The organism is Paracoccus maritimus, assembly GCF_025195095.1.
Taxonomy (GTDB): domain Bacteria; phylum Pseudomonadota; class Alphaproteobacteria; order Rhodobacterales; family Rhodobacteraceae; genus Paracoccus; species Paracoccus maritimus.
In genome coordinates, this window is the sequence record NZ_JANAVZ010000007.1 from 186,933 (window position 1) to 200,117 (window position 13,185).

General features: G+C 62.0%; 15 protein-coding genes. 11 read left to right on the top strand and 4 right to left on the bottom strand.

Going from position 1 to position 13,185, the window contains the following annotated elements; genetic code table 11:
* The first annotated feature begins 127 nt into the window (after positions 1 to 127).
* The 5 genes from MU516_RS13680 to hspQ all read left to right on the top strand — a co-directional run bounded on the left by MU516_RS13680 (position 128) and on the right by hspQ (position 4,736).
* Complete coding sequence (locus MU516_RS13680; RefSeq protein WP_260277791.1) at positions 128 to 1,273, top strand: phosphoserine transaminase; 1,146 nt, start codon at positions 128 to 130, stop codon at positions 1,271 to 1,273.
* A gap of 120 nt (positions 1,274 to 1,393) precedes the next feature.
* On the top strand, positions 1,394 to 2,983 hold the full coding sequence (gene serA, locus MU516_RS13685) for a phosphoglycerate dehydrogenase (RefSeq protein ID WP_260277793.1): 1,590 nt from the start codon (positions 1,394 to 1,396) through the stop codon (positions 2,981 to 2,983).
* An 85-nt stretch (positions 2,984 to 3,068) separates the two neighbouring features.
* Complete coding sequence (locus MU516_RS13690) at positions 3,069 to 3,791, top strand: metallophosphoesterase (RefSeq protein ID WP_260277794.1); 723 nt, start codon at positions 3,069 to 3,071, stop codon at positions 3,789 to 3,791.
* Between the two features lie 4 nt (positions 3,792 to 3,795).
* Positions 3,796 to 4,266, top strand: a complete 471-nt coding sequence (locus tag MU516_RS13695; RefSeq protein WP_260277795.1) for a CreA family protein — start codon at positions 3,796 to 3,798, stop codon at positions 4,264 to 4,266.
* Between the two features lie 113 nt (positions 4,267 to 4,379).
* Positions 4,380 to 4,736, top strand: coding sequence for a heat shock protein HspQ (hspQ, locus tag MU516_RS13700; RefSeq protein ID WP_425606858.1), 357 nt, complete (start codon positions 4,380 to 4,382; stop codon positions 4,734 to 4,736).
* Positions 4,737 to 4,797: 61 nt separating this feature from the next.
* On the opposite strand, the gene MU516_RS13705 is transcribed toward hspQ, so the two are convergent.
* Together MU516_RS13705 and MU516_RS13710 are read right to left on the bottom strand one after the other, a co-directional pair.
* Positions 4,798 to 5,298, bottom strand: a complete 501-nt coding sequence (locus MU516_RS13705; protein ID WP_260277796.1) for an ATP-binding protein — start codon at positions 5,296 to 5,298, stop codon at positions 4,798 to 4,800.
* Positions 5,295 to 5,627, bottom strand: coding sequence for an STAS domain-containing protein (locus MU516_RS13710; protein ID WP_260277797.1), 333 nt, complete (start codon positions 5,625 to 5,627; stop codon positions 5,295 to 5,297). The genes MU516_RS13705 and MU516_RS13710 overlap by 4 nt, the downstream gene beginning before the upstream one ends.
* 95 nt (positions 5,628 to 5,722) lie before the next feature.
* On the opposite strand from MU516_RS13710, the gene MU516_RS13715 reads away from it, so the two are divergent.
* The 5 genes from MU516_RS13715 (at position 5,723) to MU516_RS13735 (ending at position 11,163) form a co-directional block, all read left to right on the top strand.
* A complete protein-coding gene (locus MU516_RS13715; protein ID WP_260277798.1) occupies positions 5,723 to 6,883 on the top strand; it encodes an acetyl-CoA C-acyltransferase in 1,161 nt (386 codons plus the stop codon).
* Between the two features lie 182 nt (positions 6,884 to 7,065).
* The gene (locus MU516_RS13720) at positions 7,066 to 8,475 is read left to right on the top strand and encodes a circularly permuted type 2 ATP-grasp protein (protein WP_209056224.1); all 1,410 of its coding nucleotides are present in this window, start codon (positions 7,066 to 7,068) and stop codon (positions 8,473 to 8,475) included.
* A 15-nt stretch (positions 8,476 to 8,490) separates the two neighbouring features.
* Entirely contained in the window at positions 8,491 to 9,447 is a 957-nt protein-coding gene (locus MU516_RS13725) for an alpha-E domain-containing protein (RefSeq protein ID WP_260277799.1), read from the top strand.
* Between the two features lie 4 nt (positions 9,448 to 9,451).
* Positions 9,452 to 10,282: a transglutaminase family protein gene (locus MU516_RS13730; RefSeq protein WP_260277800.1), complete on the top strand. Its 831-nt coding sequence runs from the start codon at positions 9,452 to 9,454 to the stop codon at positions 10,280 to 10,282.
* A 155-nt stretch (positions 10,283 to 10,437) separates the two neighbouring features.
* A complete protein-coding gene (locus MU516_RS13735) occupies positions 10,438 to 11,163 on the top strand; it encodes a proteasome-type protease (RefSeq protein WP_260277801.1) in 726 nt (241 codons plus the stop codon).
* Positions 11,164 to 11,189: 26 nt separating this feature from the next.
* Here the strand turns inward: MU516_RS13735 and MU516_RS13740 are convergent, their stop codons facing one another.
* Entirely contained in the window at positions 11,190 to 11,825 is a 636-nt protein-coding gene (locus tag MU516_RS13740) for a ribonuclease T2 family protein (protein ID WP_260277802.1), read from the bottom strand.
* Between the two features lie 187 nt (positions 11,826 to 12,012).
* Between MU516_RS13740 and MU516_RS13745 the strand changes: the two genes are divergently transcribed.
* Positions 12,013 to 12,768 (top strand): DUF1013 domain-containing protein, encoded by a 756-nt coding sequence (locus tag MU516_RS13745; protein ID WP_260277803.1) that lies wholly within the window; start codon positions 12,013 to 12,015, stop codon positions 12,766 to 12,768.
* A gap of 90 nt (positions 12,769 to 12,858) precedes the next feature.
* Here MU516_RS13745 and MU516_RS13750 read toward each other — a convergent pair whose 3' ends face one another.
* A complete protein-coding gene (locus tag MU516_RS13750; protein WP_260277804.1) occupies positions 12,859 to 13,113 on the bottom strand; it encodes a GlsB/YeaQ/YmgE family stress response membrane protein in 255 nt (84 codons plus the stop codon).
* Between the last annotated feature and the right edge of the window lie 72 nt (positions 13,114 to 13,185).

The following is a 13,185-nucleotide window of genomic DNA, read 5'->3' on the forward strand; positions in this document are numbered from 1 at the left end:
GGCATCGGTGCCGGACCGGAATCGCCGGGAGCCGATTTTTCAGTTGCAGTCCAAGCCGTGACACCCTATCCCGTGCGGCGGGACACCCTTCCCCAACGAAGGGCTTTTAGCTGGAAGGCTGAGTCACATGACTGATCTGACGATCCCGGCCGCGCGGCCGGCAAATCCGCGCTTTTCGTCTGGCCCATGCGCCAAATTCCCCGAATATGATCTGAACCTGCTGTCCGACGCTCCTCTGGGGCGCTCGCACCGCGCCGCTGTCGGCAAGGCGAAGCTGGCCGAGGCAATCGACAAGACGCGCGAGGTTCTGGGCGTTCCCGCAGATTACCGCATCGGCATCGTTCCGGCCTCGGATACCGGCGCGGTCGAGATGGCCATGTGGACCATGCTGGGCGCCCGCCCCGTCGAGATGCTGGCTTGGGAAAGCTTCGGCGAAGGCTGGGTCACCGACGCGGTCAAGCAGCTGAAGCTGGACGCCACCATCCGCAAGGCCGATTACGGCCAGATCGTCGATTTCGCCGAAGTCGATTTCGACAAGGACGTCGTCTTCACCTGGAACGGCACGACCAGCGGCGTGCGTGTGCCGAATGGGGATGCCATTCCGGCCGACCGCGATGGCCTGACTATCTGCGACGCCACCAGCGCCGCGTTCGCCATGGATCTGCCCTTTGACAAGCTGGATGTCGTGACCTTCAGCTGGCAGAAAGTGCTGGGCGGCGAGGCCGCGCATGGAATGCTGATCCTGTCACCCCGCGCTGTCGAGCGGCTGGAAAGCTTTACCCCCGACCGTCCGCTGCCCAAGATCTTTCGCCTGACGAAGGGCAGCAAGCTGATCGAAGGCATCTTCCGTGGCGAGACCATCAACACGCCCTCGATGCTGGCGGTTGAAGACTATCTGGCGGCCCTGAACTGGGCACAGCAGATCGGTGGGTTGAAAGGCCTGATCGCGCGTGCCGATGCCAATGCGAAAGCTGTTCGCGATTTCATCGCCGACAAGGATTGGATCGCCGATCTGGCTGATGATCCGGCGACGGCATCGACGACCAGCGTCTGCCTGAAATTCACCGATCCGGCGATCAAGGACGGTGCCAGCTTTGCCAAAGCCGTGGCAAAGCGGCTGGAAAAAGAGGGCGTGGCGCTGGATGCCGGTGCATATCGTGATGCGCCTGCCGGGCTGCGGATCTGGTGCGGATCGACCGTCGAGGCGGCCGATGTCGCGGCGCTGATGCCGTGGATCGAATATGCCTATCGCGCGGAACTGGCCGCGCAGTAAATCGCGTCCCGCGACCGCCGGGGGCTGTCTGCCCCCGGACCCCCGAGGATATTTCTTCAAAGAAGATGATCAGTCACCTGCGAGGCACGGGCCCGGGTGCAGTATATGAGGATGAATCACATGCCGAAGGTTCTTGTATCGGACAAGCTGTCGGAAACCGCCGTCCAGATCTTTCGCGACCGTGGGGTCGAGGTGGATTACCTGCCCGATCTGGGCAAGGACAAGGAAAAGCTGGCCGAGGTGATCGGCCAGTATGACGGTCTGGCGATCCGTTCGGCCACGAAGGTTACGGACAAGCTGCTGGCGAACGCGACCAATCTGAAGGTCGTGGGCCGCGCGGGGATCGGGGTCGACAATGTCGATATTCCGGCCGCCTCGAAGAAGGGGGTGATCGTGATGAATACGCCCTTCGGCAACTCGATCACCACGGCGGAACATGCCATCGCGATGATGTTCGCGGTGGCGCGGCAATTGCCTGAAGCCAGCGCCAGCACCCATGCCGGCAAATGGGAAAAGAGTCGCTTCATGGGGGTCGAGTTGTTCAACAAGACGCTTGGCGTGATCGGGGCGGGCAATATCGGTTCCATCGTGATCGACCGGGCGCTGGGGCTGCACATGAAGGTTCTGGCCTTCGATCCCTTCCTGTCGGAAGAGCGCGCCAAGGAGATGGGCGTGACCAAGGTCGAGCTGGACGATCTTCTGGGCAAATCGGATTTCATCACCTTCCACGTACCGCTGACCGACAAGACGAAAAATATCCTGTCGCGCGAGAATATCGCCAAGCTGAAAAAGGGCGTGCGCGTTGTGAACTGCGCCCGTGGTGGCCTTGTCGACGAAGAGGCCCTGGCCGAGGCGCTGAAGGATGGCCGCGTTGCAGGCGCCGCGTTCGACGTGTTCGCGGTCGAGCCTGCGACCGAAAGCCCGCTGTTCAATCTGCCGAATGTCGTCGTGACGCCGCATCTGGGCGCCTCGACCACCGAAGCGCAGGAAAACGTGGCGCTGCAGGTGGCCGAGCAGATGTCGGACTACCTGCTGACCGGTGCGGTGCAGAACGCGCTGAACATGCCTTCGGTCACCGCCGAGGAAGCCGCCGTCATGGGGCCGTGGATCAAGCTGGCCAGCCATCTGGGCGCCTTCGTCGGGCAGATGACGGACGAGCCGATCAAGGCAATCAACGTTCTTTATGACGGCGTCGTGTCCGAGATGAACCTGAATGCGCTGAACGCCTCGGTCATCGCGGGCGTAATGAAGGCGACCAATCCGGATGTGAACACCGTTTCGGCACCGGTCATCGCCAAGGATCGCGGCATCCAGATCGCCACGACGCGTCAGGATCAGGCGGGGGTGTTTGAAGGCTATATCAAGCTGACCGTTGTCACGGCCGAGCGCGAACGGTCGATTGCCGGGACCGTTTTCAGCGACGGAAAGCCGCGCTTCATCCAGATCCGTGGCATCAACATCGACGCCGAAGTGGGCGAGCATATGCTGTATACGCGCAACAAGGACGTGCCGGGGGTCATCGGCGCGCTTGGCGGAACATTGGGCGATCTGGGGGTGAATATCGCGAACTTCACGCTGGGTCGGGCCGCGAACGGCGACGATGCCATCGCAATCCTGTATCTGGATGCGGCGATCAGCGACGAGGCGCTGGCTGCGCTGCAGGCGACGGGCAAGTTCCTGCAGGCCCGCAGGCTTCAATTCGAGGTCTGAGAGCGCGTTCGCGCGCCGCTGGTTCTGGCGGCGCGCAACCCATGGGGCGGCAATTGCGTTATGCACACATGACGGATGAGGCGGCATGACACTTTATGCGATCGGCGATGTCCACGGTCAGCTTGACCTTCTGAAGGCGGCGCATGAGCGGGTCTTTCGCGATGGCGGACGTGACGCCCTGATCGCGCATGTGGGCGATCTGATCGACCGTGGCCCCGATTCGTGTGGCGTTGTCGAATATCTGCTTCAGGGCAGTCTTTCGGGTCGTCCGTGGATCGTCACCCGTGGCAATCACGACCGTTTCCTGCCGGCGTTCCTGCGCAGCCCGGACTGGGTCGATCCCGGTCTAAGCTCTGGTCGGCACTGGGTCGATCATTCTGGGCTGGGGGCCGCGGCGACGCTGGCATCCTATGGGCTGGACCCGACGATGCCGCGCGATCGTCTGCTGGCCGAGGCAAGGCGCGCCGTGCCGGAACGTCATGCGGACTTTCTGGCCGCGTTGCCACTCTGGTTCCTGCATCGCGAGGCGCTGGTCGTTCACGCGGGTATCCGGCCGGGCAGGGATCTGCAGCAGCAGGTCGAGCAGGATCTGGTCTGGATCCGCGAAGGCTTTCTGGACAGCAAGGCCGATCACGGACCCTTGGTCGTGCATGGCCACACGGCGATCGATACCGCAAGCCATCATGGCAACCGGCTGAACATCGACGGCGGGGCCGCATATGGACGACCGCTTTGTGCCGTTGCGATCGAAGACCGGACGGTGCATCTGTTGACTGATGACGGGCGCGTGCCCGTCCTGCCGGAGTAAGCCGATGCTGCGATCTTTCATCCTTTCGATGTGTCTTGTTCCCTTTGCCGCAAGTGGACAGGAAGTCGGCAAGGTCGGGGTGGACTGGGTCGGAAACGACATCGTTGTCGAGGCGATCCGCGATCCCAAGGTTGGCGGGGTGACCTGTCATCTGGCCTATTTCGAACGCTCGGTGCTGGATCGTCTCAGCCAGGGAAACTGGTTCGAGGACCCGTCGAACAGCGCCATCGAATGCGCGCAGACCGGACCCATCGATCTGAGCCAGATCCAACGCGGCGAGGACGGTGAGGACGTGTTCAGGGAAGGTCGGTCGTTGATCTTCAAGTCGCTGCGCGTCAAGCGGATCTATGACGAGGAAAATCGCGTTCTGATCTATCTCGCCCACGCCAACGAGGTGACCGAGGGCTCGGCGAAAATGGCGATATCGACGGTGCCGCTGTTTGATGCGACTGTTTCGAACGCGCCCTCGGAATAGGCGCGCGCCGAGCGAGACATCGCAATCTGCCTGCGTTTGATGCAAAATACGGGCGATCCGGTGGACAGAATCGCCGCGCGGGATTAGAACCGCGTCCAGTCAGGCGACATGTCATGTCTGGTTATGGAAATATCGGGATGCAGACACATAATCGCATAGCGAAATTCAGTCTTGGTCAGGTCGTCCGGCATCGGGACAGGCCGTTCCGCGGCGTGATCTTCGATGTGGACCCCGAATTCGCCAATACCGAGGAATGGTACGAATCGATCCCCGAAGATGTGCGGCCTGACAAGGACCAGCCCTTCTATCATCTTTATGCCGAGACGGAGGCCACCTATTACGTCGCTTACGTGTCCGAGCAGAACCTTGTGCCCGATGCGTCAGGCGAACCCCTGGAACATCCCGATGTGCCGGACATGTTCGGTGACTTCAGGGACGGTCGCTATCCGCTGGTCGGCCATCTGAACTGAGCCTTCCTTGGCGGTCGGTCAGCGCCGGTTCGTTGTCCGATGCAAATGCGTTCCTGGCGGTTCAGTGCGACGCTTCATCGTAGGCAAAGGGTACGCTGAAGGCCAGAAAGTTTCGGCTTTCTTCACGATAGTAGCAAAGCGCCTGCGTCAGATCCTGGATCAGATACCAGCCGAAGCCGCCCTCGGGCAGGTCGGGGAATTCCGCTGTGGGCAAGATGCGCGGCAGGATGCAATCATCCGGCAGCGATGCGCCGTCATCGGTGATCGCGCAGGCAAGCCCGCTGTCGTGCCTGACGATGCAGAGATGGATGGACGGTGTACGCGACCGAACGGCGTCGCCGGTCCCGGCATGCTCGGTGACATTGTTCAGCACCTCGGCCAGAACCAGTTCCAGCCGACCCAACGTGTCCTCGCTGACGTCTTCGCGGAACCGCTGACGGATATCCCCAAGCGTATCGCGGACCGTCTGTGGATGCGCCCTCAGCACGCGATGAAACATTGGCTGCGTGCGCGCCGTGGCGCGGCCCTGGATTTCGGCGTTCTGCCGTGGGTTGGAGGTCATTCCCTTTTTTCCTCGTTCTCGGTTTCGGGGCGGATGTCGAAGACCGTGTCCATGCGTGTCAGCCGGAATACGCGTTCGACATTGGGTGTCAGTCCTTTCAGGATCAGCGGCATGTCCTCGGGCAGGGCCTTGCGCAGGGCGATCATCGCGCCCAGGCCGGAACTGTCCATGAACTCAACCGCGCGCATCCGCATTTCGACCGGCTTTCGGTGCCGGACGATGGTCTCGCGCAGCTTGTCCTTGAAGCGCGTCGCGATCGCCGCGTCGATCCGGGCCTCGTTCACCGTGATGACAAGATGGGTGTCGGTGTCGGTGACCAGCAACTGCATATACGTCCCTCGCTTTGCGTTCCTGCTGTCACGACTAGACGCAAAAGGTTACGATCCGGTAAGCGTGCTCAGCAAAGCCGGGGGAGAAATCGAGGATGCAAGAAGTCTATATCCATGCCGCGGCGCGCACGCCGATGGGCGGATTGCAGGGGGCACTGTCGGGCCGGACAGCGCCGGAACTGGGCGGGGTCGCGATCCGCGCGGCGTTGGATCGGGCGGGATCTGGGCCCGACAGTCCGGATGCGCTTTTCATGGGCTGCGTGCTGCCTGCGGGCCTGGGCCAAGCCCCCGCCCGGCAGGCGGGGTTCGCGGCGGGGCTGCCGTCCGGCCTGCCCGCGACGACCCTGAACAAGATGTGCGGCTCGGGGATGCAGGCGGTGATGATGGCAGCCGATGCGATCCGCGCAGGCAGCGCGGGTATCGTCGTCGCCGGCGGCATGGAAAGCATGTCCAACGCGCCCTATCTGCTTCCGAAGATGCGGTCTGGGGCAAGGCTTGGCCATGGACAGGTCATCGACCACATGTTTCTGGACGGTCTGGAAGACGCCTATGACAAGGGCCGCCTGATGGGCACTTTCGCCGAAGATTGCGCGACTGAATTCGCGTTCACCCGCGAGGCTCAGGATGCCTATGCGCTGGCCAGCCTGTCGCGCGCGACCGACGCCATCAGATCGGGCGCGTTTTCGGCCGAGATCGCGCCGGTCACGATCCCGTCGCGGGGCGGCGATGTCGTGGTTGACCTGGATGAACAGCCCGGAAATGCGCGGCCCGACAAGATCCCGCATCTGAAGCCTGCGTTCCGCAAGGACGGCACCGTGACAGCCGCGAATTCCAGCTCCATCTCGGACGGGGCGGCGGCGCTGATCGTTGGTGCGGACAGCGGCGGTGCAATCGCGCGGATCGTGGGCTACGCCAGTCACGCGCAGGAACCCGGCCAGTTTCCGACCGCGCCGGTGCCGGCGGCGGAAAAACTGTTGCAAAAGATCGGCTGGGACAAGGCCAGCGTCGATCTGTGGGAGGTGAACGAGGCATTCGCCGTCGTGCCGATGGCCTTCATGGCACGGCTTGGGCTGGATCACGACAGGGTCAACGTGAATGGCGGTGCTTGCGCGCTGGGTCATCCGATCGGCGCGTCCGGGGCCCGCATCATCGTCACGCTGATCCACGCACTTCGTGCGCGTGGCGGATCCCGCGGAGTCGCGGCGATCTGTATCGGGGGTGGCGAGGGGACCGCGCTCGCGGTCGAGATCGTCTGAACCTGCCCGATTCTTTGGCAGACCGAACGCTTGATGCCCCACTAAACGCCAGCAAACCCCGTGTTTTGCGGAACTTTCGCGCATGAAGCCCCGTTCCCTTGTGGACTTCGATGGTTCGGTTTCCGATCATCGACGAACACCAAGCCAGCCTCAGAGCGGGTGCCGTCCTGAACGGGGGGAAGATGAAATATTATAACGAGATGTTCGAAGGTGAGCGGGTCCGTGACCCATATGCGCGCCTGAATGACTGGATTGAAACGATGCCGGATGATTTCCGGCAAATGAAGCAGGCCGAGGCCGAGGCGCTGTTTCGCAGGATCGGCATTACCTTCGCGGTTTATGGAGAAGGCGGCGATCCCGACCGGCTGATTCCGTTCGACATGATGCCACGCGTCTTCGAGCAGGCCGAATGGCGACGCCTGGAACGAGGGGTCAAGCAGCGCGCCCGCGCGTTGAACGCATTCCTGCGCGACGTCTATGGCCGCGGCGAGATCATTCGTGCGGGGCGCATTCCCGCACGGCTGGTCTATCGCAATGATGCGTATGAAAAGGCCGTGGTCGGTGTGGTTCCCCCGCGCGGCGTCTATTCGCATATCATCGGCATCGACCTGGTCCGGACCGGAAAGGACGAGTTCTTCGTTCTGGAAGACAATTGTCGTACCCCTTCGGGCGTCAGCTACATGCTGGAAAACCGCGAGATCATGATGCGGATGTTCCCGCAGCTGTTCCGCAAGAACCGGATCGAGCCGGTGGATCAGTATCCCGCCCTGCTGCGGCGCACACTGGAATCGGTCGCTCCGCCCAAATGCAACGATCGTCCGACCTGTGTCATCCTGACGCCCGGCCATTACAACAGCGCGTATTACGAACACAGTTTCCTGGCCAATTTGATGGGGGTCGAACTGGTCGAAGGCGCGGATCTGTTTGTGGATGGCGAATTCGTCTACATGAGGACCACGCAAGGGCCGAAGCGCGTCGATGTCATCTATCGACGGATAGACGACCCGTTCCTTGACCCCTTGTGCTTCCGGCCCGATTCGATGTTGGGCGTGCCCGGTCTGCTGGACGTCTATCGTTCGGGCGGGGTGTCGATCTGTTCGGCGCCCGGTGCCGGCGTCGCGGACGACAAGGCGATCTATACCTTCGTTCCTGAAATGGTGCGCTTCTATCTGGGGGAAGAGCCGCTGCTGCAGAATGTCCAGACCTGGACGTTGTGGAAAGAGGACGATTACAAGCACGTCATGGCCAATCTGCCGGACCTTGTGGTCAAGGAAGTCCACGGATCGGGGGGCTACGGCATGCTGGTCGGGCCCCGTGCCACGACCGAAGAGATCGAGCTGTTCCGCAAGAAGATCGAGGCAAACCCCTCGAACTACATCGCCCAGCCAACATTGTCGCTGTCCACTTGCCCGACCTTCGTCGAGGAAGGTATCGCCCCGCGACACGTCGACTTGCGGCCTTTCTGCCTTTGCGGCGACCGGATCGAACTTGTCCCGGGCGGATTGACGCGGGTAGCGCTGCGCGAGGGGTCGCTGGTCGTGAACTCGTCACAAGGTGGCGGTGTCAAGGACACCTGGGTTCTGTCGGAATAAGGAAGGGGAATAGCCATGCTCAGCCGCACAGCCTCGAACCTCTTCTGGATGGGCCGCCATCTTGAACGCGCCGAAACCGCCGCACGTCTGCTGGACGTGGGCCAGCGCATCACCTTGTTGCCCAATACCGAGGCAGGATATCAGAACGAATGGAATTCTCTGCTGCAGGCCTCGGGCACGTCGGGTGTCTTCGCCGAGAAATACGGCGAGGTCACGCAAGAGAAGATCGAGGAGTTCGTCTTCTTCGATCGTGACAACCCGTCCTCGGTCGCGTCCTGCATCGAGAAAGCGCGCGAAAGCGGGCGGATCGTCCGGACCGCATTGACCAGCGAGGTCTGGGACGCGCTGAACGTCGCTTATCAGGAACTGCGCAAGATCGAACGAAAGTCGCGATCCAAGCTGGACACGGCTTCGCTGACGGAATTCACCACAGGCCATACCGCCACCGTGCGGGGCGCGATCAACTCGACCCAGCTGCGCAACGATGGCTGGCACTTCATGCATCTTGGCTATGGTCTGGAACGCGCCGACGCCACGGCGAGGCTGTTGGATGTCAAATATTTCGTCCTGCTGCCACGGATCGAATTTGTCGGCTCGGGGCTGGACAGCTATCAGTGGCAGGTGATCCTGCGGGCACTGTCGGCGCACCGGGCATATCACTGGGCCTATGGCGGCGACGTGTCGGCAGGCAGGGTGGCGGATTTCCTGATTCTGAATGGCGAAAGCCCCCGGTCGCTGATCACCTCGCTCTACGAGGCTGTGTGGCATCTGGAAGGCATCGCCCGGCGGTACGGCGAGGCGGTGCCCGCAGCCGCGCGCGACAAGGCGCGCGAAGTGCTGGCCGCGTTGCAGGGCCGCGATATCGACATGATCTTCGATGAGGGGCTGCACGAATTCCTGTCGTGGTTCATCGGCGAGATCGGCGCAATCTCGATGCTGGTCCACGAAGACTATCTGCTGGGAGGATCCTGACCCAATGAAACTGAGCATCTCGCATCAGACGGTCTATCGCTATGATCATCAGGTCAGGAACGTCGTACAAAGCCTGCGGCTGACACCTTCCGTCTTCGAAGGCCAGAAAACGCAGGAATGGCGCATCGATGTGACCGACGGCATTCGCGGTCCGGGTTTTCGCGACGGGGCAGGTGACTGGATCGAGGGCTGGACGGTTCGCGGGCCAACGGATCAGATCACCGTCAGTATCACCGGAAATGTCGAAACGCGCGATCTTGCCGGCGTCCTGCGCGGCCATCGAGAGATGATCAACCCGCTGACCTATCTGCGTGACACGCGATCGACGGCACCGGCCGCCAACCTGACCAAGCTGGCCAACAGCGTGACGGACCGCACCGATATTCTTGATCTTGCGCATGGGTTGGCGGCCGCCGTTGGCGAGGCGATCGCCTATCGTCCCGGCGTGACCGAGGCTAGCACGACCGCAGCCGAAGCCCTGAAACTGGGCGAGGGGGTCTGCCAGGATCACGCACATGCGCTTATCGCCGTGGCCCGGCTGCGCGATCTGCCGGCGCGATATGTGTCGGGCTATCTGCACTCGACCATCGACGGAGAGGCGCATGATGCCGCACATGCGTGGGCCGAAATCCATGTGCGCGGCTTGGGCTGGGTTGGATTCGATGCGGCCAATGCCTGCTGTCCTGATGATCGCTATGTCCGTCTGGGATCGGGGCTGGATGCCGCCGACGCGGCCCCGATCCGTGGGATCTCATCGGGCAGGGGTGCGGAGCAGATGGATGTCTCCGTGCAGGTGCAGGAAGCCGAACAAAGTCAAAGTCAGACACAAAGCTGAAACGCCCGCGCCATTGTCAGGTGGCTGCGCGTCGCGAAGGGGACGCAGGGCGCGGTCGTCGGCTTGGCCCGAAGCCTGTATTTCAATGCAGATTGCAGAGTATCGACGCCAGAACTAAGGTGGCGACGATTTTCATGTCGGGACCGCCTTTTAAGATGACCTATTGTGTCGGTTTGAAACTGAATGCCGGGCTGGTGCTGTTGTCCGATACGCGCACCAATGCCGGGCTGGACAATATTGCCTGCTATCGGAAGATGTTCTTCTTCCAGAATCCGGGTGAACGGGTGATCGCCATCATGACGGCCGGTTCGCTGTCGGTTACGCAAACCGCGCTTGCACGGCTGGAAGAGGCGACACAGGACGAAATGGCCGACGAAACGACGTCGATCCTGCACGCGCATACGATGCTGCAGGTTGCCACGATCATCGGCGATACGCTGTCGCGCACCCGGCGCGAGATCGCCGAACAATGCCGGGAATTGCGCCAACAGGCGTCGGCCAGCATGATCGTCGCGGGGCAGCGCGCGGGCGGCGACATGCGAATGTTCCTGATCTATCCCGAAGGCAACTTCATCGAGGCAACCGAAGACACGCCCTTCCTGCAGATCGGCGAACATAAATACGGTAAGCCCATCCTTGACCGCGTTGTGACACCCGAAACCAACCTCGCCGATGCGCAGAAGGCCGTTCTGCTGTCTATGGATTCCACGCTGCGGTCCAATCTTTCCGTGGGAATGCCCCTGGATCTTGCCGTGATCGAAAGGGATGCCTGCGCGGTGTCTGCGCGCCGCCGGATCCAGGAGGGCGATCCCGATTTCATGGAAATGAGCGCGGCGTGGTCGGCTGCCCTGCGCGACAGTTTCGGCAAGGTGGCGATCTAGCGTCACCCGGACCTGCCGTGTTCCGGTCAGCGAGGCTGTTCCATCAGCATGTCGTTGCGTGGGCAGTCGCGACGGACATCCGGCGCGCAATCACGCGGCTGCAGATCGCGCGTCAAACAGATCCGAACCTCTTGCAGTGCCTCGCCGCGACAGGTGACGGTAATCCCGTTGCGCGTCAGTTCGGGATTGGCCTCGATAAAGGCGTCCTCGACCACGTTTGCGGGCAGGCGGACGCTGCGGTCCAGACGCTCGAACACATCTGGAATGTCGATCCGTCCGGCGGCTTCGCGCGTGGCGGCGTAATAACCGTCAGCCGTCAGGCCAGAGCATCGGCCATGCTTTTGCCACTGATACCAGGCCAGCCCGCCCGACCCCATCAGGTCTGCCATCGCGGCGCTGTCGCGGCGCGATGGATCGCGCTTGTCCGTCCGGCAATCCTGCGGCCAGCCGCGTTCATATTGCGGCCACAGCCCATGCACCACGAAATCGATCCCGCCTCCGGTCGCGCATTGCGCCGCGTTCCGGTTGTCGCCCTCGGCGCGGCACCACGAGGGCGACCAGCTTAGCGACAGGATATAATAATCGAACCGCCCGGCGACATCCTGGGCGACGGCGGGCAGGGGCGACAGGGTCATCAGTGCAGCGAAGAGCATGCGTTTCATGTCCGACAACCTAGCGCGCGCGGACGGAACGTCCATGCCCATTGCGCGAATCCCCTTTTCTCTGACGCCGGGAAACGCTATATCCACGCCCAATTCCCCCCGAAAACGAGGAATGGCGACCGCCGAAAGCCGTTTTCCCGGCCCGGACAGGCCGTGGCGCAGGGGCAGAGACGCGAAGGAGACAGACATGAACAAGCCGCTGATGGCCAAGGCCACCGCCGTATGGCTGGTCGACAACACCACGCTGAGCTTCAAGCAGATCGGTGATTTCTGCGGTCTGCACGAACTTGAGGTGCAGGGCATCGCCGATGGCGATGTGGCTGCGGGGGTCAAGGGCTATGACCCCGTTGCCTCTAGCCAACTGGACCCCGCCGAGATCAAGAAGGGCGAAGCCGATCCTGCCTACAGGTTGAAGCTGAAATACAACCCTGCCGCCGAGGGTGAGGAAAAGCGCCGTGGCCCGCGCTATACCCCGCTGTCCAAGCGTCAGGACCGTCCGGCCGCGATCCTGTGGCTGGTCAAGTTCCACCCCGAACTTGCGGATGCGCAGATCGCCAAGCTGGTCGGGACAACCAAGCCGACTATCAACTCGATCCGCGAACGGACGCATTGGAACATCCAGAACATTCAGCCGATTGACCCGGTTGCGCTGGGGCTGTGCCGTCAGACCGAACTGGATGCCGCTGTTCAGAAAGCTGCGAAGAAGCGCGGAACGGAAGGCGAGGTAATGTCGGATGACGAGCGTCGCAAGCTGGTCAGCACCGAAACCTCGCTGTCAATGACAGACGAGCCGCGCCTGCCCACCGCGATTGCCGGGCTTGAGAATTTCTCGTTGTCCAAGGATGATAGCGAAGAGGAGAAGCCCCGGCGTGATCTGGATGCCGATACCTTCTTCAACCTGCCCGATTCCGACGACGAAGACGAGGATGACACCGGCCGCTGATCGGGCGACCCTGACCGTATGAAATAGCCGGCGCAACATTGGTTGCGCCGGCTATACATTTTCTGTTCGTCCTTGTCAGTGATGCCCTGATCAGGTCTTGCTGCGGATCAGGCGACCCAGCCAGATCAGGATGCAGGCACCGATGACGGCGACGACCAGCTGGCCGATGGCACCACCGGCGGTGCCGCCCAGAATCAATCTGAACAGCCAGTTACCGACCAGCGCGCCCACGATGCCCAGAATGATGTTCATCAGCAGGCCATGATCGCTATTCATGATCTTTTCGGCGATCCAACCGGCGATCGCGCCGAGAATGATCGAAAGAATCCAGCCGAAACCTTCCATGGTTCTTGTCCCTTTACGTCAATGTCTTGCCGCCGCTACCACGGCGGCTCTGCAGACAAATGCACGGCGGCT